The following is a 20,698-nucleotide window of genomic DNA, read 5'->3' as shown; positions in this document are numbered from 1 at the left end:
GAGGTGTAGGGGAAGCAGGGGAAAAACTAATAACTAATGACTATTGACTATTGACTAATAACTATTAGCTTATGAAAATTGCGATCGCTCAACTTAATCCTATAATTGGTGATTTATCTGGTAATGCTCAGAAAATTCTGGAAGTCGCTCAACAAGTAGCAGCAGATGGGGTGCGACTATTATTAACACCAGAACTTTCTTTATGTGGCTATCCACCTAGAGATTTATTATTAAATCCTAGTTTTGTGGAAGCTATGAAGATAACTTTGCAGCAATTAGCCCAAGATTTACCTGCTAATTTGGCTGTGTTAGTCGGGACTGTGAAGCAAAATTCTCAAGCTCATACTACAGGCGGTAAAAGTTTATTTAATAGCATCGCTTTATTAGAAAACGGTAAAATCAAACAATATTTTCATAAGCGACTATTACCAACTTATGATGTATTTGACGAAAATCGCTACTTTGAACCTGGACTGCAAGCTAATTATTTCACTTTAGATAATATCGATATTGGCGTAACCATTTGCGAAGACTTATGGAATGATGAAGAGTTCTGGGGTAAGCGTCATTACGCTGCTAATCCTATTGCTGATTTAGCACTTTTGGGTGTGGATTTAATTGTCAATTTATCGGCTTCACCCTACACAGTCGGGAAGCAACGCCACCGCGAAGCCATGCTGCAACATAGTGCAGTGCGTTTCCAACAACCAATAATTTATACAAATCAAGTCGGTGGTAATGACGATTTAATTTTTGATGGTTTTAGCTTTGCTTTAAATGCTCAAGGTAAAGTAATTTGTCGTGCTGAAGGTTTTACTACTGATTTATTAGTAGTAGAATTTGACGAAACAGAACTGGATTTAGAATTAAGTTCTGTAAATCCTGCACCTACTTCCGAAGATGAAGAAATTTGGCAAGCATTAGTTTTAGGTGTGAGAGATTATGCACAAAAGTGTCGTTTTTCTAAAGCAATTTTGGGTTTAAGTGGTGGGGTAGATTCTTCCTTAGTAGCTGCGATCGCCTCGGCGGCACTTGGTAAAGAAAATGTCCTTGGGGTACTGATGCCTTCCCCTTACAGTTCGGAACATTCCATCAGTGACGCGTTAGCCTTAGCGAAAAACTTGGGGATACAAACCCAAACCATCCCCATAGGTGAATTAATGCAAGGCTTTGATCACAGCTTGGCTAATTTGTTTGCAGGGACAGAATTTGGCATTGCTGAGGAAAATATTCAATCCCGAATTCGGGGTAACTTATTAATGGCGATCGCCAATAAATTTGGCTATCTCTTATTATCCACCGGCAACAAATCCGAAATGGCAGTGGGTTACTGCACCCTCTACGGTGACATGAATGGGGGATTAGCCGTCATTGCAGACGTTCCCAAAACCCGTGTCTACTCGATATGTAATTGGCTAAATCGCCACGAGGAAATTATCCCCCAAAATGTCATTACCAAAGCACCCAGTGCAGAACTCAAACCCGGCCAAGTAGATCAAGATTCCTTACCACCCTACGAAATTTTAGACGACATTTTGCAACGCTTAATTCATGAACACCAATCAGTAGGGGAAATCGTCGCCGCAGGTCATGATCCTTTAGTGGTAGACAGAATCATCCAAATGCTAGCGCGCGCCGAATTCAAACGCCGCCAAGCACCCCCAGGATTAAAAATCACTGACCGCGCCTTTGGTACAGGCTGGCGAATGCCAATTGCGAGTAATTGGAATGCGATTAAACAAATTAGTAATGAGAGTGTTATCGCTGGGTCTAAATCCCCATAACAACACTCTCTACTTGATGAAAACCGTCCTACTGAGGCGCACTACAAGAACTATTAAAACCAAAAGCTTCTTGCCAACGCTTAACATTACTACTGCCAATCGGAATTAATTTAGTATCGCCATTTTCAAAGGTTAAGCGTGCTTTGATTTCTTTAGCTGGGGCATTTCTAAGTAAATTAGCAGCTTCAGGACTGATATCAAACAGGGTATCAGTCATAAACCAAGTGCTAGAGTTTTCAATTGAGCGTCTATTTTCATAGGTGGTGTAGGTGTAATTCCCTTGAAATCCTCTAACTTTAGCATTAGTGCTGCGCTTCAGTTGTAAAATTTGCTCTCCTACACCTAATTCCAGCATTTTAGGAGCAATTTCTTCTAATTCTGCTTTACCATCACTTGGTGCTGTTTGCACAATCATTTTCACAAAGCAGCCTTCTATTTTGCTTCCCCACAGAGAAACTACAACGAATCTACCAGGACTGGGAGCAGCAAATGGTTCTTTAAATAAAACTCCTTGGGGGTCTTCTCCATGACGATCAATTACTACTTTACCCAAAGGACTATTCACCAAAGCATCTTTAATTTCCACTACCTTATCAAAAGGTAAGCCATTACCACCCCAACGCATTCCGTTGACTGTATCTAGCTTATCTTCATCAATTGTAGTTTGAGCGATCGCACTATGAGGTGTGACTAATGCTGTTGTCACCAGTAAAGCTGTAAAAGCAGATGTCAAGTATTTGGAAAACATGGAATTTTAACTCAGATTCTGAAAAACAAGGTTTAAATGTGAAAACTGTGCAAGAAAGATATCTTATTTAACAACGTCTACCAGGACAAACACCAGACCCTGGTGTACCAGAACCATTTAGCGTAGTTGGTCTACCCGGCCTAGAGTTATTACTAGGTGGTGGAGTTGTAAAGTTTGTGGGTGGTGTGTTTGTTGTCACCACCTTTAAATTGAGGCTGTTGGCTATTTTGGAGTTAGTAAATATATTGATGGGAATACCCAAGTTAAATCCGACTTTTTGACCTTCTTTATCCCGTGCGCCACGTCCATGAATTCCCACTAAGCGTCCATCATCATCTAGGACAGGGCCACCACTCATTCCAGGATAGGTAATATTGTTATAAATCAAAGCATAACCTTCCTGGGGATTGCTATTAGTACCAACAATGCGTCCATCAGGAACTAGAACTGTGCGGGTTTCAATACCTTGTACTGGTGTAGGCGCGCCAGATACATAAACGGTTGTACCTTCAGTAGCTGAATCAGAATTGCCTAAAGCTACAACAGGATATTTTTGACGACTCGTAAACTGTAAAATAGCTAGGTCTACCCCTGGCAAGCGCGTAATTAAATTAGCAGCTACTGGATGAGAATTTTGATCATAAGTCTGGACAGTATAAGTTCCTGCCGTATCTACAACGTGCCAGTTAGTTAGTACAGTATAAGTGTTATTTTGTTCATGAATAATTACACCAGAGCCAAGTTTTGCTCCAGTGATTAAGACCGTCACTTTCTTGGCAATATTACTGACAGCTTGAGGTGTTAATGATACCGCAATTTGAGCAGGAAAAAATGCGATCGCTACTCCCAATATTGCCGATGCTAGTTTACTATCGAGTTTCATCATTTGACCTCTAATCAGTCTGATGTAATCTTAGGAGAAATTTTAGTCGGCATCATTTGTACCACCTTATCTATAGGTACAGCCCAACTCAAGCGAATAATCTGCTGATGTAAATTTTCATCAGCCTGCAAACCATCAATAAAAACCGACGGTGCATCCCATAAAGGGTAGGCGTGCATTCCATTGATCCCAACAACCTCGCCACGGCGGTTGAGTAGTGGCCCCCCACTCATCCCTTTTGCCAATTCATTGGTATACCCTACTTGATAGCCACCTTCTAAAGCTTTTTCCAGTACTAGCGATACCTTACCCCTAGTCAACTTGAAACTTTTTACCTTTAATTCCTCCTGGTCAAAAGGAAAACCTGTAGCAAAGACTTCTTCACCTGCTGTGGGAGGATAACCCAAAGCAGCTACATGATAATTACTATCAACACTGCGAAACTGTAAAACAGCCAAATCATGTTTGTCAAATCTCACCTTAGATAGCAACTTAGCTATATGTATTCGACCATCTACAGTTTGAATGCGATATGGAGATGTTCCGGCTCTGAGTACATGAGCATTAGTTAAAACAGTATAAATTGTATCCTGTTTACTTAGTATAATTCCTGAGCCAAGAAATTCCGTTGACATCACCTTGACTGTGATGCTTTGCGCTTGTTGACGCAATTGTTCTAATGACAATTGCGTAGTCCGAGAAACTTTGTGATCCACGGGCGTAGATGTAGTGCAACCACTCACATCTGCCAACAACAACATTAATAAACCGCCAACACAGACAATAATTTTTCCACTACCCCAGATCATAAATTTTTAGAATTACTCCCTGGCTGATGCTATCAAGGAATACCAGCTTCAGACGTGGAATTGCTAGTTTCTGAGGCAGAATCATCAATGGAGTCAGTTGTGGCATTTTGCAGATAGATATCAAAGTCAATATCAACTGGACTACTTTCACTGTTACTAGCACTTTCATTCAGTGCATTACCAGCCGCCAAAGCACGTCGGTCAAATAACCTACGGACAATAGCATTTGGGTCAGCACCACGTTTGAGAGTAAACAATAAAGTATTATCTGTACAAGCACTATTTTGATTCATTGCTGCACAGACTACAGGCTCTCCTCTCAGTGTGCCAGTTTTAATCCGTCTGAGTCTGCCATTATCATAGTTTCTCTGAAATCTACGTGACACTTCCGCACAACGCCGTAGAGCAGTCCACGGCGGTGGAAAGTAATTGCTCGAAACCCAGCGAATAATCGGGACTTTTTTCCCATCCTGAGTGCGAGCGAACGTGACAGGTATACCTTTGCTCTTAGCGCAGTAAAATGTAGTACCTTCAGCACGACTGGGCTGAGTCGCAGTTACAGTCAACAAAGCTATGGCTAGCCCTGTCAATCCCTGACAAAATAACCTTAAATTCATGGTTAGTGTCGGATTTTGTGAAAAATAAGAGTATATTAATGCAAGTTTAAAGTTATTCGGTGGCAAATCATAGGTGTTAGTGCCAATATGATGTATTTTTTCATCAAAAATTTATATTTTTACCGTACAAATAGCTAATTAATACTACTTAGTAGCTGGATTTTTACAGTACAGCCTGTTAATCCTATGATCTGCAACTAAAGAAAGGACACCTTATGGGGGGTGTCCTTGAACTATATTTGACCGTCGGTGAGCAAAAACCTCACTTAAGCAGTAACAGGCTATAACAGGTGAATGTTAGAGAAAGCAAATTCTTGCACAGAGGTTTTTCCAGAAATTTCCGTGCGAATTTCACGCCGATTGAGAATAAAGTAATTCCCTACCTTTTCGTATTCATCCACAAAGTTGCTGACTCCGCCTTTTTGTTCCCCAGTTTGAGGATCATGGTAAACAGAATCATAAGTATGAGACAAATAACCTTCCCCAGTGTTGTGAACACTAAAAGTATTAATAGTCACAACCACACCGTGAATATGGCGATGAACAAGAGTGACAATATTATTGTGGACTTTATAGCGATCGCCTTCCGCCTTACCACCCATTAAAATTTCTATAGATCCATCTTCGTCAGTTGCACCATAACGAAATGTATTTGCGCCGTGGGTTTCTTCAAAGGTGCGGCGCACACGGTGAATAGCTATCTCCCAAGCTTGTCCATGAATAGCTTTTTTGACTGACTCATCATCCACATCCAAAACTTCCGCTTTGAGTTCAGCGTTGATGATAACTTTACCTGTAATTACCTGCCCATCATATTTATAGGTGATATCTGCTGTATAACCGGGGAAATTCTTGTCCCAAGTATAACGGTTGTCATAAGCAGCCCGGAAAAGTTCCTGAGCAGAGAGTTGTGTAACTGTCATGTGCTTCTCCTAGCGCAATTAGTTATAGTCGCTTTTTAGTTGTGCTGGTATTAGCATAGAAGTAATTGTTGAGTCTCGCATAGACCCCAACTGGGTACACTTATGCCTATTTCTCTACATGACGTATTTCATGCGATCGCCAATATCCGTAGTGAGCAAGAATTAAAGCAAACGCTCATGGATAAAATTGGCGAATATTTTGGTGTGCAACGTTGGGGTATACATCTCATAGATAGTCAATCACACAATGACCCTGATACTAAAAGCATTCCAGCAGTCTGCTTAGAAAGTAATCCCATTGGGCAATATGTAGTTGAACGTCATGCACCAACCCATGAACAATTGATATTAACCCCAGAAGACTGGAAAGATTTATGTCCACGCCATGACCACGGACACGTTATGACCGGGCCAATTGTCTGCGATGGTCGCTTGATAGGAACACTCAACTTTGCCCGTGACAAAGGAAATCCACCCTTCAACGCCAACGACCTAGCAGACCTCAGCGCAATTTGCATTCATATATCTACCAAACTAGCCACCCTCAGAACCGCACCCAAAACCTTCCCCTTCCCATCATCCAGCCCATTAACACCCAGAGAACTACAAATCGCTGAACTAGTAGCCCAGGGATTAACCAACATCGAAATTGCTCAAAGACTGTGGATTACCCAAAACTCTGTTAAGCAAGCCTTAAAAAGAATGTTCCGTAAACTGGGAGTTTCAGCACGAGCCGAGATGGTAGCCAAACTGCAAGACCTGCTCATTCACAAATAGATCCAGGGGGGTGAAGAAGTTGCAAACACTTACATCACAAGTGTTTGTAGCTTTTTAGGTAAAACGCACCAGATAAATTTCAAAAATTTTGCTGCAAACCCATTGACAGTGATAAGAAACTTCGCTAACCTAGATAAAGTGATGAGTCGAGAGCGACCGCACACTGAACCGAGAAAAAAGAATACTTTGAAAGCGAAGCACAAACCAATCCTCGTCAAACAAATTGGTTTTGGGACTTCCCAAAGACTTTAAAAATTATAGCAAGGAAAACTGAAGGTTAGACTTTCAGTGAAAAACTCCGAGAATAACAAAACGGAGAGTTTGATCCTGGCTCAGGATGAACGCTGGCGGTATGCTTAACACATGCAAGTCGAACGGTCACTTAGGTGATAGTGGCGGACGGGTGAGTAACGCGTGAGAATCTAGCTCTAGGTCGGGGACAACCACTGGAAACGGTGGCTAATACCGGATGTGCCGGAAGGTAAAAGATTTATTGCCTAGAGATGAGCTCGCGTCTGATTAGCTAGTTGGTGTGGTAAGAGCGCACCAAGGCGACGATCAGTAGCTGGTCTGAGAGGATGATCAGCCACACTGGGACTGAGACACGGCCCAGACTCCTACGGGAGGCAGCAGTGGGGAATTTTCCGCAATGGGCGAAAGCCTGACGGAGCAATACCGCGTGAGGGAGGAAGGCTCTTGGGTTGTAAACCTCTTTTCTCAAGGAATAAGAACTGAAGGTACTTGAGGAATAAGCATCGGCTAACTCCGTGCCAGCAGCCGCGGTAATACGGAGGATGCAAGCGTTATCCGGAATGATTGGGCGTAAAGGGTCCGCAGGTGGCATTGTGTGTCTGCTGTTAAAGAGTGAGGCTCAACCTCATAAAAGCAGTGGAAACTACAAAGCTAGAGTGCGTTCGGGGTAGCAGGAATTCCTGGTGTAGCGGTGAAATGCGTAGAGATCAGGAAGAACACCGGTGGCGAAAGCGTGCTACTAGGCCGTAACTGACACTGAGGGACGAAAGCTAGGGGAGCGAATGGGATTAGATACCCCAGTAGTCCTAGCCGTAAACGATGGATACTAGGCGTGGCTTGTATCGACCCGAGCCGTGCCGGAGCTAACGCGTTAAGTATCCCGCCTGGGGAGTACGCACGCAAGTGTGAAACTCAAAGGAATTGACGGGGGCCCGCACAAGCGGTGGAGTATGTGGTTTAATTCGATGCAACGCGAAGAACCTTACCAAGACTTGACATGTCGCGAATCCTTCTGAAAGGAAGGAGTGCCTTAGGGAGCGCGAACACAGGTGGTGCATGGCTGTCGTCAGCTCGTGTCGTGAGATGTTGGGTTAAGTCCCGCAACGAGCGCAACCCTCGTTTTTAGTTGCCAGCATTAAGTTGGGCACTCTAGAGAGACTGCCGGTGACAAACCGGAGGAAGGTGGGGATGACGTCAAGTCAGCATGCCCCTTACGTCTTGGGCTACACACGTACTACAATGCTACGGACAAAGGGCAGCTACACAGCGATGTGATGCAAATCCAAGAAACCGTAGCTCAGTTCAGATCGAAGGCTGCAACTCGCCTTCGTGAAGGAGGAATCGCTAGTAATTGCAGGTCAGCATACTGCAGTGAATTCGTTCCCGGGCCTTGTACACACCGCCCGTCACACCATGGAAGCTGGTCACGCCCGAAGTCATTACCTCAACCTTTCGAGGAGGGGGATGCCTAAGGTAGGACTGGTGACTGGGGTGAAGTCGTAACAAGGTAGCCGTACCGGAAGGTGTGGCTGGATCACCTCCTTTTAGGGAGACCTACCCAAATCAGAAATCGAAAGCCGAAAGCTGGAAGTGAAAGGCGAAAAACCAAAAGCGAAAAGCTAAAAGCAAATAGAGACTGAGATGGTCTACTCTAGGTCGGTCGAGATTGGTGAAAGCTTTCAAAGTATTACTATTCCGGTTTAAAAATAAAAAGAGAAAGAATCAGCAACTAACTCTTGTTAGACTGCTGAGGGAACTCAGCCAGAACCTTGAAAACTGCATAGAAACGCGATTAGAGCAGGCAGACACAAGTATTGGAAAGATATAAAGTGTTTGCAGGATAGAAACCAATTGTGAAGTGGTCAAGCGAATAAGAGCTAATGGTGGATACCTAGGCACACAGAGGCGAAGAAGGACGTGGTTACCGACGAAATACTCCGGGGAGTTGGAAGCAAACTATGAGCCGGAGGTGTCCGAATGGGGCAACCCTGAATACTACCTGTTGAATATATAGACAGGAAAGAGCCAACCCAGCGAACTGAAACATCTTAGTAGCTGGAGGAAAAGAAATCAAAAGAGATTCCCTAAGTAGTGGTGAGCGAAAGGGGAAGAGCCTAAACCAGTCGGTTTACTGACTGGGGTAGTGGGACAGCAAAAACGAATCGCTAAGGTTAGACGAAGCATTGAAAAGATGCACCAGAGAAAGTGAGAGTCTTGTAGTCGAAAACCAAAGGATAGGAGCTGAATCCCGAGTAGCATGGGGCACGAGGAATCCCATGTGAATCAGCGAGGACCATCTCGTAAGGCTAAATACTACTGTGTGACCGATAGAGAACAAGTACCGCGAGGGAAAGGTGAAAAGAACCCCGAAAGGGGAGTGAAATAGAACATGAAACCATAAGCTTACAAGCAGTGGGAGTCCGATTAAACGGATGACCGCGTGCCTGTTGAAGAATGAGCCGGCGAGTTATAGGTACTGGTAGGTTAAAGCGTTAGAAGCTGGAGCCAAAGGGAAACCGAGTCTGAAGAGGGCGATAATCAGTAGTTATAGACCCGAACCCTGGTGATCTAACCATGTCCAGGATGAAGCTTGGGTAACACCAAGTGGAGGTCCGAACCGACCGATGTTGAAAAATCGGCGGATGAGGTGTGGTTAGGGGTGAAATGCCAATCGAACCAGGAGCTAGCTGGTTCTCCCCGAAATGTGTTGAGGCGCAGCGGTAATGATTAAATCTAGGGGGTAAAGCACTGTTTCGGTGCGGGCTGGGAGACCGGTACCAAATCGAGACAAACTCAGAATACCTAGAGAACACATTGCCAGTGAGACAGTGGGGGATAAGCTTCATTGTCAAGAGGGAAACAGCCCAGACCACCAGCTAAGGTCCCCAAATCATTGCTAAGTGATAAAGGAGGTGAGATTGCAAAGACAACTAGGAGGTTTGCCTAGAAGCAGCCACCCTTGAAAGAGTGCGTAATAGCTCACTAGTCAAGCGATCTTGCGCCGAAAATGAACGGGGCTAAGCAATGTACCGAAGCTGTGGGATTACTAATAATAATCGGTAGGGGAGCGTTCTATATGGGGTGAAGCACTAGCGGCAAGCAGGTGTGGACTGTATAGAAGTGAGAATGTCGGCTTGAGTAGCGCAAACATTGGTGAGAATCCAATGCCCCGAAACCCTAAGGGTTCCAGAGCCAGGTTCGTCCACTCTGGGTTAGTCGGGACCTAAGGCGAGGCCGAAAGGCGTAGTCGATGGACACAGGGTCAACAATCCCTGACTAATGTACGGGAGCATTGCTAGGGACGCATGAAAGATAGCTACACCCTGATTGGTTTGGGAGGAGTTTACGAACTCCGAGTAGTGAAGGATAGTGCCAAGAAAAGCTAGTAATGTGATGAACGTAGATTACCCGTACCCGAAACCGACACAGGTAGGGAGGTTGAGAATACCAAGGGGCGCGAGATAACTCTCTCTAAGGAACTCGGCAAAATGGCCCCGTAACTTCGGAAGAAGGGGTGCCCACGAAAGTGGGTCGCAGTGAAGAGATCCAGGCGACTGTTTACCAAAAACACAGGTCTCCGCAAACTCGTAAGAGGAAGTATGGGGGCTGACGCCTGCCCAGTGCCGGAAGGTTAAGGAAGTTGGTCAGTGGTAACATGAAGCTGACGACCGAAGCCCCGGTGAACGGCGGCCGTAACTATAACGGTCCTAAGGTAGCGAAATTCCTTGTCGGGTAAGTTCCGACCCGCACGAAAGGCGTAACGATCTGGATGGTGTCTCAGAGAGAGACTCGGCGAAATAGGAATGTCTGTGAAGATACGGACTGCCTGCACCTGGACAGAAAGACCCTATGAAGCTTTACTGTAGCCTGGAATTGTGTCCGGGCTTCGCTTGCGCAGGATAGGTGGGAGACGATGAACTTTTCCTTGTGGGGAGAAGGGAGTCAACGGTGAGATACCACTCTGGCGAAGCTAGGATTCTAACTTACTACCGTTATCCGGTAGAAGGACAGTTTCAGGTGGGCAGTTTGACTGGGGCGGTCGCCTCCTAAAAGGTAACGGAGGCGCGCAAAGGTTCCCTCAGCACGCTTGGAAACCGTGCGGCGAGTGTAAAGGCATAAAGGGAGCTTGACTGCAAGACCGACAAGTCGAGCAGGTACGAAAGTAGGCCTTAGTGATCCGACGGCGCAGAGTGGAATGGCCGTCGCTCAACGGATAAAAGTTACTCTAGGGATAACAGGCTGATCTCCCCCAAGAGTCCACATCGACGGGGAGGTTTGGCACCTCGATGTCGGCTCATCGCAACCTGGGGCGGAAGTACGTCCCAAGGGTTGGGCTGTTCGCCCATTAAAGCGGTACGTGAGCTGGGTTCAGAACGTCGTGAGACAGTTCGGTCCATATCCGGTGCAGGCGTTAGAACATTGAGAGGAGCCTTCCTTAGTACGAGAGGACCGGGAAGGACGCACCGCTGGTGTACCAGTTATTGTACCAACAGTAGACGCTGGGTAGCCAAGTGCGGAGCGGATAACCGCTGAAAGCATCTAAGTGGGAAGCCCACCTCAAGATGAGTGTTCTCATCACTTTAAGTGAGTAAGGTCACGGGCAGAACACCCGTTCATAGGCGGTAGGTGGAAGTGCAGTAATGTATGTAGCCGAGCCGTGCTAATAGACCGAGGGCTTGACCTCTAAAATTGGTAAATCGCGTTTCTTGCAGTCTTCAGGGTCTCTGTACCCTCGAATTTAAACTTCTTGATTCTTTTTTGAATTTTGAATTTTGAATTTTGAATTCTTTCCTGGTGTCTATGGCGCGGTGGAACCACTCTGACCCCTTCCCGAACTCAGTTGTGAAACGCTGCTGCGGCTACGATAGTTTGAGGGTCGCCTCCTGCTACAATCGCTCGTCGCCAGGTTCTCTAATCGACAAAGAAACCCCTTACACATAGTGTGTAAGGGGTTTCTTTGTCCTCTTTTTCTTCCCAGGGATTATTTGAGCTTTGAGTCCAATTCATCAAAAATTGATATATAAACCAATACGGTTCAGATAAGAAAAATAAATTTCAACAAAACCAGCAAATGATCACTCAACAAAAAACGAAAAAATGATTTTGGAGGGGGATTGGGGGAGAATCCCCCAAATCTTGCTCATTGTCTAACAGGTAGAGCAAAAATTGAGAAATCAACTCTCACCACCTTAACTGAACCGTATTGATATATAAACAGGCAAAAGACACTGTTGAAAATAGCTAATGCCTTTATTTTTTTGAAGTGAATCAATCAACGTTGATCCGATTCCAAAAGTTCTTCATTTTTCTTTTCTTGTTTATCAAGTACAGGTAATTTGAAAAGCACTCCAGCAAAAAACCAGTAATACACAGCTACAGGATCTACATCCAAGGGGTAATAATAAGTGTTATAACTGATAAACAGTATAAACACCCATAAAGCAGCTCCATAAGTACGGAAGTTACGGTTTTTTATAGAACGATAAGTTTTAAAGGCAGTGATCGTCAGGGTAGTAACTAAGGATAAGAAACCTAATAAACCTACAATACCAACTTCATACAAAACTTTAGGATAATAGGTTTCAACTAGCTTAGTTGAACCCAAACTGCGTGCGGAATTGGTGGCTCTACCCAAACCACTTCCTATAGGAGTATCAACGGTTTTCCAGTTTTCTTCAAACTGCTGAACAATAAATTCCTGGGGTGGTGAAGCATCCCAGCGACCGAAAAAACTATCAATTCTTTCTTGAACGACTGTAGGGTAGGCTAACATTGCTATTCCTAAGATAGCAGCTAGTCCTACACCGATAGGAATGAAGCGTTTGAGGTTAGCAATTTGACCAGTTAAGATTAACAGAACGATAAAGCAGGTTGGGACTAAGCCGAGAGCAATTCTTTGTCCAGAGACAACGGCATTGATGAATAAGACAGCCATAGACCCAAGACCCATAAAACGCCAAATTATAGAGGGGTCTGAAAACCCAGTGGCAAAGGCGAAAAACGTGCTAGAAATCAAAAACCATGCCCATTGCCAGGGAGCTACAAATGTTCCCGGTAGTCGAATCACACCTTCTTCTGGACTATATAATAGAGAACCCCCAAAATAGCATCGGGCATCTAGTGTAGCCTTAAATAAATCTGACCCTATTGCGTTTCTGGTACCTTCACATACTCCTGTTAATAATAAGAGATACTGTAATAGACCTAATCCTCCACATACCAGAATTAAGATAATCTGTAAGCGCGATATGAATAAAAAATCCTGTTTATTGCGAATTAAATAGTAAACACAACCAATTAATGGTATGTAACCTAAAAATACTTTTAACCCCAAAATACCCATACCTATCGGTATTTCGCTGGTGGCTTCTTGTGCAAATCCTGTACTTGGTGGATTTAGTTGCTGTCCACCGTTTATGAACAACAAAGTTAATATAGATAAGCTAAATACAATGAAAAGTGGAGTTTTAATTGCTGCCGGAATGATGAAAGGTAACTTTTGTCTTCGGCACATTTGCCAAATTGCAATTAGGGCAGGAAAATAAAAAGCGTCTTTAGCCAATTGCAGGATAGGGCTATTGCCTATGTAATATGTGATTGTTCCACCAGCTGGTACGTAAATGAGGAACGCTATGAGTCCTGTGCGTGGATATTTATAAGCAAGAGACATGACAATTATTCCCAAAATACTGGGAATTGCTACCTTAACTCCTGCTACCAAAAACATGACCAATCCGACTAAAAAGCTGACTAATGAAACTGTAGTCAGAATGCCAATAAGTTCTTTACGTTCCTGGTTGGCTTTACGTTTTTGAGCTAGCCGTTCTTTAAGACTCAGTGTAGAATCTGTTGATTCTTTCTTTAGCTTCTTTTTTTTAGAACGCGGGGATTTTGACTTTAGTTTTGGCATAGGAAATGTTGAGCCTATCAGCCTAAGACAACAGTATAATTTATAAATAAATCAGTTTTTAGTCTTGTAATAGGTATAGTCAAAATTCATCTGTGATTGATTTATTTAGAGACTTATGATTGAAAATATTAAACACCATATATTATATTCAGGATTTTCGAGTGAAAAATAAAACTGTAGAGAATAATATTACAAATTCCACACATCTTAATAAAAGTTGATTAAAATCCCGTTTATAAGTGGGGCATAGCATGACTTATGCCCTTTATCAATTAAGAGAAAAATGTGTGAGGCTTGATTAATTAATCAGCCAAGTGTTTTTGGACTTGTGCAACCAGTTCATCTGTCCAGTAGTTAGCTAGTTCGGCATTTGCGGCTTCTACCATAACTCTAATCACTGGTTCTGTACCAGATGCACGGACTAAAATTCGTCCACGATCGCCCATTGCAGTTTCCGCAGAGGCGATCGCTTGTTGCAATGGTTCGCAATCCTGCCAACCTAAACGGCGATCGCGGTCTGTAACTCGCACATTCCGCAACAGTTGGGGATAAGTAGCAAAGCTTTGGTCTACTAATTCTGACAAAGACACACCAGATTGTTTGACCAAAGTAGCTATATGTAAGGCTGTTAACAAACCGTCCCCAGTCATACCGTAGTGACGGCAAAGGATATGACCCGATTGTTCACCACCTAACATCCCGCCTGTTCTCAACATTTCGGCTTGGACGTATTGATCACCTACAGCCGTGCGGATTAATTGACCACCTTGTTGTTGCCAAGCTCTTTCAAAGCCTAAGTTTGCCATCACCGTCGATACAATTAAGTTATCTGGCAACTGTTGTTGTTTTTTGAGTTGCTGTCCCCACAGATAGAGAATGTAATCACCGTTGACTGCTCTGCCTGTATTATCTACAGCTAAAACGCGATCCGCGTCCCCATCAAAGGCAAAACCTAAGTCAGCATTGTGTTCTTGAACGGTAGCTTGCAGAATTTCAAGATGGGTAGAACCACAATCAACATTAATGCGATCGCCATCTGCCTGATTATGCAAACAAATGACTTCTGCACCCATTTCTTGAAATACGCTAGGTGCTAAACCCACAGATGCACCCCAAGCTAAATCTAAAACAATCTTCATTCCTTGAAGACTGGGAGAATCTTTTAAAGGTGTTTGTAAAGCTGTGCTGTATTCTTTGACTAATTCTGGACGTGAATAATGCCGTCCATAATGATTCCCAATGTCTGTAGCTAAGGTATGACCCCGCAGTCCATCTTCTATTTTTTTCTGCAATTTTGGGGACAACTTAGTACCATCTGCACCAAATATCTTAATGCCATTATCTTCGGGTGGATTATGGCTAGCAGAAATCATCACGCCACCGATAGCTTTGCCGACACTAATTAGATAAGCAACGCAAGGAGTAGGGCATAATCCCAAATGCCAAACCTCCATGCCTGCGGCGGTTAGACCTGCACTCATCGCCATTGCTAACATATCGCTAGAGTTGCGGGAATCCTGTCCTAAAATTACTACTCCCTTATGACCAACGTGATCATGTAGAACCACGCCCGTCCAAAACCCAACTTGCAATGCTAAAGGCGCGCTCAGTAATTCTCCTACCTTGCCACGAATCCCATCCGTACCAAACAGGGGATTGGCTGGTAAAGATAATAAATTCAGTCCATTGCTCTGCTCCAGTCCTTTAGCTAGTTTTTCCCCTTCAGAAGCTGAAATTTCTCGAATATTACTTTGAGTTCGAGTTATTGATGAAACCATATGCTTAAACACCCCACACACTCACACAGGAAATTATCACTTTACAGTTTATTCAACAATTTTGAATCAATGTTCTTTGTGTTTTTATGATAGTTATTTTCTCTTATTAAAAATTTTTTAGTTTCACTTTTTACGTATTTACACATAGAAAAAATTAAGATGTCGTGAATAAGTTACATTTATTTAATCTTCTTAATTAAGATTCTACTTAGTTTAACTCCTAATTGCGGTATTTACTAGTGCTACTTTAATAACTTCACAAAATTTCTTTGAATATTTGATAAGAAATAGTCAAACAGTTTTGGATGCTGCGGAAAGTTCCTACAACGGTTTTCCCGCCGTAGGAACGCCACTGGCTACAACGAGGGGAACCCGTGCAAGGCAGTGGCTCTAAAACTTAAAATCTAAAATTCGCAGGGTTAAACTAAAGTGCAGGGACGCAATAAAGCCCTTTGCAGTATTAATTGATAGTCTTCATCCTGGATACGATAACCACCAAACCTTGCCAAATGGGGGTTCATCATTTGAGCATCAAACAGGACAAATTGCTTTTGGCGTAATCTCTCGACTAACTTGACCATTGCCACTTTAGAACCTTCAGGAATTTGGTAAAACATTGATTCACCAATAAAAGCACCACCGATAACTATGCCTAAAATGCCACCAGCCAGTTTGTCGCCTTGCCAAGTTTCAAAACTATAGGCAAAACCAGCTTGATGCAGTAAAAAATAGATTTCTCGTAATTCTTCAGAAATCCAAGTGGTTTCGCGGTTAGCACAACCTGCAACTACAGCCGGAAAGTCGCGATTAATCGCCACTGTGAACCGTTCTTGATTTAAGACACGCTGCAAAGACTTGGGGTAGCGGAATCTATGATCCAATGGAATTAACGTACGATCGCGGCTAGTGTACCATGCCAATCCGGTATCGTCATTAGCCATAAGAAAATAGCCTTGGGCATAGCCTTGTATAATAGCGGCAAGATCATATTGCATAGATAAAACTAAACATAAAAAATATCAGAGGAACGCAATTTGATGCTAACAGCCATCCTCTGCGTTCCTCTGTCTTGTTTCTACTGTATACTGTGCCTTGAATAACGATGACACAACCAATACCACCTATCACCCTACCATCCTCAGAAAATCCTCACCTAGAAGGTGAATGGTTAAAAGAGCGTCTATGGCGGTGGCTGGATGCAGAATTTATCCCAGAAGCCATTAATCAAAATATTGCTCAACGCGCTGCACAGATTTTTGTGCGTCAACGCATGGAAGGGGAAAATGATTTAGGCTCTCTTGTGATTGCAATTGTCACAGAGATGCAGGCGTTTGATTTTTCCAAAAGCTTTTATGGAGAGTTTGCGATCGCTAACGCCGTCAGCGATCTACTCTTAGAAAGTCTGGGTATCGACCGTTGTTGCGGACAATAGAAGAGAAAGCGTCTATAGTCTATAGTCCACAGCTATAGCCTACAACTATTAACTATTGACTATTGACTATTGACTACCAGCTAGACTTAACAACTCCAGGTAACAGACCTTCATGCGCCCATTCCCGTAGTACGTTCCGAGATAGTCCAAAATCACGGTACACACCTCTAGGACGACCAGTTAACCAGCAACGGTTACGACGGCGATTAGGCGCGCTGTTACGGGGTAGTTGTTGGATTTTGCGATGAATGTCCAATTTATCTAAAGGAGATTCAGTTGTTCTGAACTCTTCTAACAGAGCTTCCCGTTTAGCGGCATACTTTTCCACCAACTTAGCGCGTTTTTTTTCGCGCTCAATCATACTCTTCTTCGCCATAAATTATCTTACAAACGTAAAGACAGCATTTTCCATTCTACATTTAGTCAAGGCTAATCGTCTCTATTTCTCTCTAATTACTTTGGGCATAGGTTATGGGGCATGGGGCATGGGGCATTGGGCATTGGGGATAACTTTTCCCTTGTCTACCCCACACCCTACCTACCTCCTTCAACCCCAGCCGGGCATAAATCAGCTAAATCACAAGCAACACAAGCTGGAGAACGCGCCTTGCACACAGCCCGACCGTGATAAATCAGCCGAATTGACCAATTTTCCCAGTCTGGCTGCGGTAGTAACTTCATCAAGTCTTTTTCGATATGAATCGGATCTGCATACTTAGTTAAACCCAGGCGTTGACTAAGACGTTTAACGTGAGTATCTACAGTCACCCCAGCATTAATGCCATAAGCATGAGCTAAAACCACATTAGCTGTCTTTCTAGCTACCCCAGGCAGTTTTAACAATTGTTCCATTGTGTTGGGAACTACAGAGTCAAACTCGCTGACAATCATTCGACAAGCAGCTTGAATATTTTTGGCTTTATTGCGATAAAACCCTGTAGAACGCACTAAGGTTTCTAACTCCGTTAAGTCAGCATTCGCTAAACTCTCCGCATCAGGAAAACGACTAAATAAAGCGGGTGTAACCTGATTCACTCGCTCATCTGTACACTGAGCAGAGAGAATTGTTGCTACCAACAATTGCACAGGAGTTGAATAGGTCAAAGAGCAGGTTGCATCAGGATACAATCGCTTCAGGCGGGTGAGAATTTCTCCAGCCTTTTGCTTTTTAGTTAATGATTTGCGCTTGGTAGTCACTGGAACAATTTTTGCACCCATTCCAACTGGGTAGTTAACTGGGTAGTTTCTTTGACGATGAGGAAAATTCCCAGTCCTAAGAGTAGCACTAAACCAGTTTGCATTACGCCTTCTTGAATGCGATTAGGTAAGGGTTTACCACGCAAACCTTCAATTAACAAAAATGCCAATTGTCCGCCATCTAAAGCAGGGAGAGGCAAAATATTGATGATAGCCAAGTTGATACTAATTAAAGCCCCAAAAAACAATAGGCTGCCTGTATCATTTTTGGCAATATTCGCGCCCATTTCCACAATCTTCACAGGGCCAGCCACTTGTCCGGCTGTTTCCCCAAAGTTAGTAATTAGCTGTCCAAAGCCTTTAAATGTCATGGTGACAATGCGTTGAAATTCATTAGCACCGACACTTAAAGCCTGTATGGGATTACTAATTTTATGGCGTTCAACTTTGCCATTAGGTGCAAGTCCCACCCCAATACTACCGCCGTTGGATTTGGCTTCAGGGATGACAGTTACAGATAGCTGTTTGTCACCACGGGCAATTCCTAGTTGGATTGACTGATTGGGGCTACTTTTAATGATTTCTCTTAAAGTATCTATGCCTTGTAGGGAGTTATCAAACTTTTGTTGATTTGCAGATACAATCACATCTCCGGCTTGCAGTCCAGCTTTGGTGGCTACGTTGCTCACTTCTGGTGCTAACTGTTGAATTAATACCCCTGGTTGGCTAGCTTGTCCGATACCAATAAAGCTAACTTGGGCTACCAGCAGCATATAAGCAAAAATTAAATTGGCGATGACTCCAGCACTAATGACGATCGCCCGATCTAAAATTGGTCGGTTACGCAGCAAATTTGGGTCATTGGGGGGAATATCGCTATCGGGGTCATCATCAGGAAATCCCACAAAGCCACCCAAAGGAAAAGCGCGGATAGCATACTCGGTTTCTGGGCCTTGGTACTTCCACAGCACAGGGCCAAACCCCAAAGAAAAGCGGTTCACATGGATACCTTGAGAACGGGCTGCAATAAAATGCCCAAACTCATGTACCAAAATTAATACAGCCAAGACTGCGATCGCTGCTAAAACTGACATAGAGCAAATTCATCAAAATATATTGGATATATATTTTTATTGTAGTAGTTAGCGAATGGACGCACAGGAGCAACTCATCCAACAGGATAAGGTGATACCTAAAACTATTCTTGGGCTATACACTAACGCACCACTCGAATTTCCACTCCAAGATTCAGGTTACTCCACAAACGATCAGTGGTGATTACAGGCTGGCTAAGAAAAATACCTAAAGCTAGACAAGCACGGTCTCCCAATGAAAGTCCGATAGATTTAGTAGCTGGACGCATCATACCAGCCCGCAAAGCTTGTTCTTCATTAACAGGACTTACGCAACTGGCACAGTGCGATCGCTAGCCAGTAGTACATAGGTATTGATTTAGCGAGAATGTGTTTGATTGGTTTGACTCGAATTAGTAACAATAAATAGTGATGTATCTTGTTGTTAAAAATTTTATGAGAAAATTGATAGAAGTACATCAAAAAGTTGGTTAGTGATGAAATTTACTAAACTTAATTATTGTCAATATTTACTTAGCAGTCAAATTAACTATACAATCACTAATCTAGCAGAACATTTGTCAAATATTAGTCATGACAAAATTAATTATTATTTAAGAAATGAAAAATTAACTCCTCGTTTACTTTGGGATAATGTCAAAGATTTAATTGTCACTGACGAGGATGCTTATATTATATTTGATGATACAGTTTTAGATAAAAGATTTTCTGAAGAAATAGAAATAGTACGAAGGCAGTATAGTGGTAATGAACATGGTGTTGTTAGAGGGATAGGAATAGTAAGTTGCATATATGTTAATCCTAAAACTCTCAATTTCTGGGTAATAGATTATCGAATTTTCAATCCAGAAAATGATGGTTTCAGCAAGATTGACCATGTGAAAAATATGCTCCAAGGGCTTGTATATCAAAAGATTCTACCTTTCAATACAGTTTTAATGGATACTTGGTATGCGGTCAATAATTTAATGCTTTATATCGATAGTCTAGATAAAGTTTATTATTGTCCTTTAAAGACTAATCGTTTAGTAGATGATAGTTTTGGTAGAGAAAAATATAAGAATATTGAATCTCTAGAATGGAGTCAGGAAGATTTAAAATGTGGTAAAATCATAAAAATTAAAGGATTCCCTGCTGAGAAAAAAGTGAAACTTTTCCGGGTTACTATCTCTACCGATAGGACGGATTATGTCGCAACAAACGATTTATCTCAAAGTTCTACGGATGTTACACAACAGGTGTGTAAAATTCGTTGGAAAATAGAGGAGTTTCATCGAGAAATAAAGCAACTAACTGGTATTGAATCATGTCAATGCCGTAAAGCCCGTCTTCAAAGAAATCATATTGCTTGCGCTATGTTAGTTTGGCTAAGACTGAAAAGTTTAGCTTATCAAACAGGTCAAACTATTTACAAGCTCAAGCACAATTTGCTTTCTAATTATTTAATTGAGCAACTAAAACGTCCAGATATTGCTATGTCTTCTCTGTAGTTTT

General features: G+C 42.9%; 16 protein-coding genes and 3 rRNA genes. 8 read left to right on the top strand and 11 right to left on the bottom strand.

Going from position 1 to position 20,698, the window contains the following annotated elements:
* The first annotated feature begins 71 nt into the window (after nt 1–71).
* Nucleotides 72–1,784: an NAD+ synthase gene (locus ACQFX9_RS09240; RefSeq protein WP_427161713.1), complete on the top strand. Its 1,713-nt coding sequence runs from the start codon at nt 72–74 to the stop codon at nt 1,782–1,784.
* Between the two features lie 28 nt (nt 1,785–1,812).
* Here ACQFX9_RS09240 and ACQFX9_RS09235 read toward each other — a convergent pair whose 3' ends face one another.
* The 5 genes from ACQFX9_RS09235 to ACQFX9_RS09215 all read right to left on the bottom strand — a co-directional run bounded on the left by ACQFX9_RS09235 (nt 1,813) and on the right by ACQFX9_RS09215 (nt 5,764).
* On the bottom strand, nt 1,813–2,532 hold the full coding sequence (locus ACQFX9_RS09235) for a hypothetical protein (RefSeq protein WP_427161712.1): 720 nt from the start codon (nt 2,530–2,532) through the stop codon (nt 1,813–1,815).
* 67 nt (nt 2,533–2,599) lie between these two features.
* On the bottom strand, nt 2,600–3,418 hold the full coding sequence (locus ACQFX9_RS09230) for a S1 family peptidase (protein ID WP_427161711.1): 819 nt from the start codon (nt 3,416–3,418) through the stop codon (nt 2,600–2,602).
* A gap of 11 nt (nt 3,419–3,429) precedes the next feature.
* Entirely contained in the window at nt 3,430–4,224 is a 795-nt protein-coding gene (locus ACQFX9_RS09225) for a S1 family peptidase (protein WP_427161710.1), read from the bottom strand.
* A gap of 32 nt (nt 4,225–4,256) precedes the next feature.
* Complete coding sequence (locus ACQFX9_RS09220; RefSeq protein WP_427161709.1) at nt 4,257–4,841, bottom strand: COP23 domain-containing protein; 585 nt, start codon at nt 4,839–4,841, stop codon at nt 4,257–4,259.
* 281 nt (nt 4,842–5,122) lie between these two features.
* Nucleotides 5,123–5,764: a DUF3386 domain-containing protein gene (locus tag ACQFX9_RS09215; protein WP_427161708.1), complete on the bottom strand. Its 642-nt coding sequence runs from the start codon at nt 5,762–5,764 to the stop codon at nt 5,123–5,125.
* A 102-nt stretch (nt 5,765–5,866) separates the two neighbouring features.
* On the opposite strand from ACQFX9_RS09215, the gene ACQFX9_RS09210 reads away from it, so the two are divergent.
* From ACQFX9_RS09210 to rrf, 4 genes are all read left to right on the top strand, one after another.
* Nucleotides 5,867–6,541 carry a LuxR C-terminal-related transcriptional regulator gene (locus tag ACQFX9_RS09210; protein WP_427161707.1) on the top strand — a complete coding sequence of 225 codons (675 nt, stop codon included), beginning with the start codon at nt 5,867–5,869 and terminating at the stop codon, nt 6,539–6,541.
* A gap of 309 nt (nt 6,542–6,850) precedes the next feature.
* Nucleotides 6,851–8,338 (top strand): 16S ribosomal RNA (locus ACQFX9_RS09205).
* Between the two features lie 315 nt (nt 8,339–8,653).
* Nucleotides 8,654–11,477: ribosomal RNA gene (locus ACQFX9_RS09200) — 23S ribosomal RNA — on the top strand.
* Nucleotides 11,478–11,583: 106 nt separating this feature from the next.
* Nucleotides 11,584–11,701: ribosomal RNA gene (rrf, locus tag ACQFX9_RS09195) — 5S ribosomal RNA — on the top strand.
* Together the 16S, 23S and 5S rRNA genes form the textbook arrangement of a ribosomal RNA operon.
* Nucleotides 11,702–12,065: 364 nt before the next feature.
* Here rrf and hpsL read toward each other — a convergent pair.
* The 3 genes from hpsL to aat all read right to left on the bottom strand — a co-directional run bounded on the left by hpsL (nt 12,066) and on the right by aat (nt 16,476).
* Complete coding sequence (gene hpsL / locus ACQFX9_RS09190) at nt 12,066–13,703, bottom strand: hormogonium polysaccharide biosynthesis protein HpsL (RefSeq protein WP_427161706.1); 1,638 nt, start codon at nt 13,701–13,703, stop codon at nt 12,066–12,068.
* 302 nt (nt 13,704–14,005) lie between these two features.
* Nucleotides 14,006–15,481 (bottom strand): phosphoglucosamine mutase, encoded by a 1,476-nt coding sequence (glmM, locus tag ACQFX9_RS09185; RefSeq protein ID WP_427161705.1) that lies wholly within the window; start codon nt 15,479–15,481, stop codon nt 14,006–14,008.
* 419 nt (nt 15,482–15,900) lie between these two features.
* Nucleotides 15,901–16,476 (bottom strand): leucyl/phenylalanyl-tRNA--protein transferase, encoded by a 576-nt coding sequence (aat, locus tag ACQFX9_RS09180; RefSeq protein WP_427161704.1) that lies wholly within the window; start codon nt 16,474–16,476, stop codon nt 15,901–15,903.
* 107 nt (nt 16,477–16,583) lie between these two features.
* Between aat and ACQFX9_RS09175 the strand changes: the two genes are divergently transcribed.
* Nucleotides 16,584–16,913, top strand: a complete 330-nt coding sequence (locus ACQFX9_RS09175) for a hypothetical protein (RefSeq protein WP_103140338.1) — start codon at nt 16,584–16,586, stop codon at nt 16,911–16,913.
* Nucleotides 16,914–16,986: 73 nt separating this feature from the next.
* Here ACQFX9_RS09175 and rpsN read toward each other — a convergent pair whose 3' ends face one another.
* The 3 genes from rpsN to rseP all read right to left on the bottom strand — a co-directional run bounded on the left by rpsN (nt 16,987) and on the right by rseP (nt 19,204).
* Nucleotides 16,987–17,289 carry a 30S ribosomal protein S14 gene (gene rpsN / locus ACQFX9_RS09170; RefSeq protein WP_236144009.1) on the bottom strand — a complete coding sequence of 101 codons (303 nt, stop codon included), beginning with the start codon at nt 17,287–17,289 and terminating at the stop codon, nt 16,987–16,989.
* A gap of 158 nt (nt 17,290–17,447) precedes the next feature.
* A complete protein-coding gene (nth, locus tag ACQFX9_RS09165; RefSeq protein WP_427161703.1) occupies nt 17,448–18,131 on the bottom strand; it encodes an endonuclease III in 684 nt (227 codons plus the stop codon).
* Entirely contained in the window at nt 18,107–19,204 is a 1,098-nt protein-coding gene (rseP, locus tag ACQFX9_RS09160; RefSeq protein ID WP_427161702.1) for an RIP metalloprotease RseP, read from the bottom strand. Before rseP ends, nth begins: the two co-directional genes overlap by 25 nt.
* Before the next feature lie 177 nt (nt 19,205–19,381).
* Between rseP and ACQFX9_RS09155 the strand changes: the two genes are divergently transcribed.
* Both ACQFX9_RS09155 and ACQFX9_RS09150 read left to right on the top strand, forming a co-directional pair.
* Nucleotides 19,382–19,540 carry a hypothetical protein gene (locus ACQFX9_RS09155; RefSeq protein ID WP_427161701.1) on the top strand — a complete coding sequence of 53 codons (159 nt, stop codon included), beginning with the start codon at nt 19,382–19,384 and terminating at the stop codon, nt 19,538–19,540.
* A 140-nt stretch (nt 19,541–19,680) separates the two neighbouring features.
* Entirely contained in the window at nt 19,681–20,694 is a 1,014-nt protein-coding gene (locus tag ACQFX9_RS09150) for an IS701 family transposase (RefSeq protein WP_427156835.1), read from the top strand.
* Nucleotides 20,695–20,698 lie beyond the last annotated feature (4 nt).

The organism is Aliinostoc sp. HNIBRCY26 (assembly GCF_050235535.1).
In the GTDB taxonomy this organism is placed as follows: Bacteria; Cyanobacteriota; Cyanobacteriia; order Cyanobacteriales; family Nostocaceae; genus Trichormus.
Note: the sequence above shows the minus strand (reverse complement) of the source record. Positions and strands in the feature narration are given on the sequence as shown.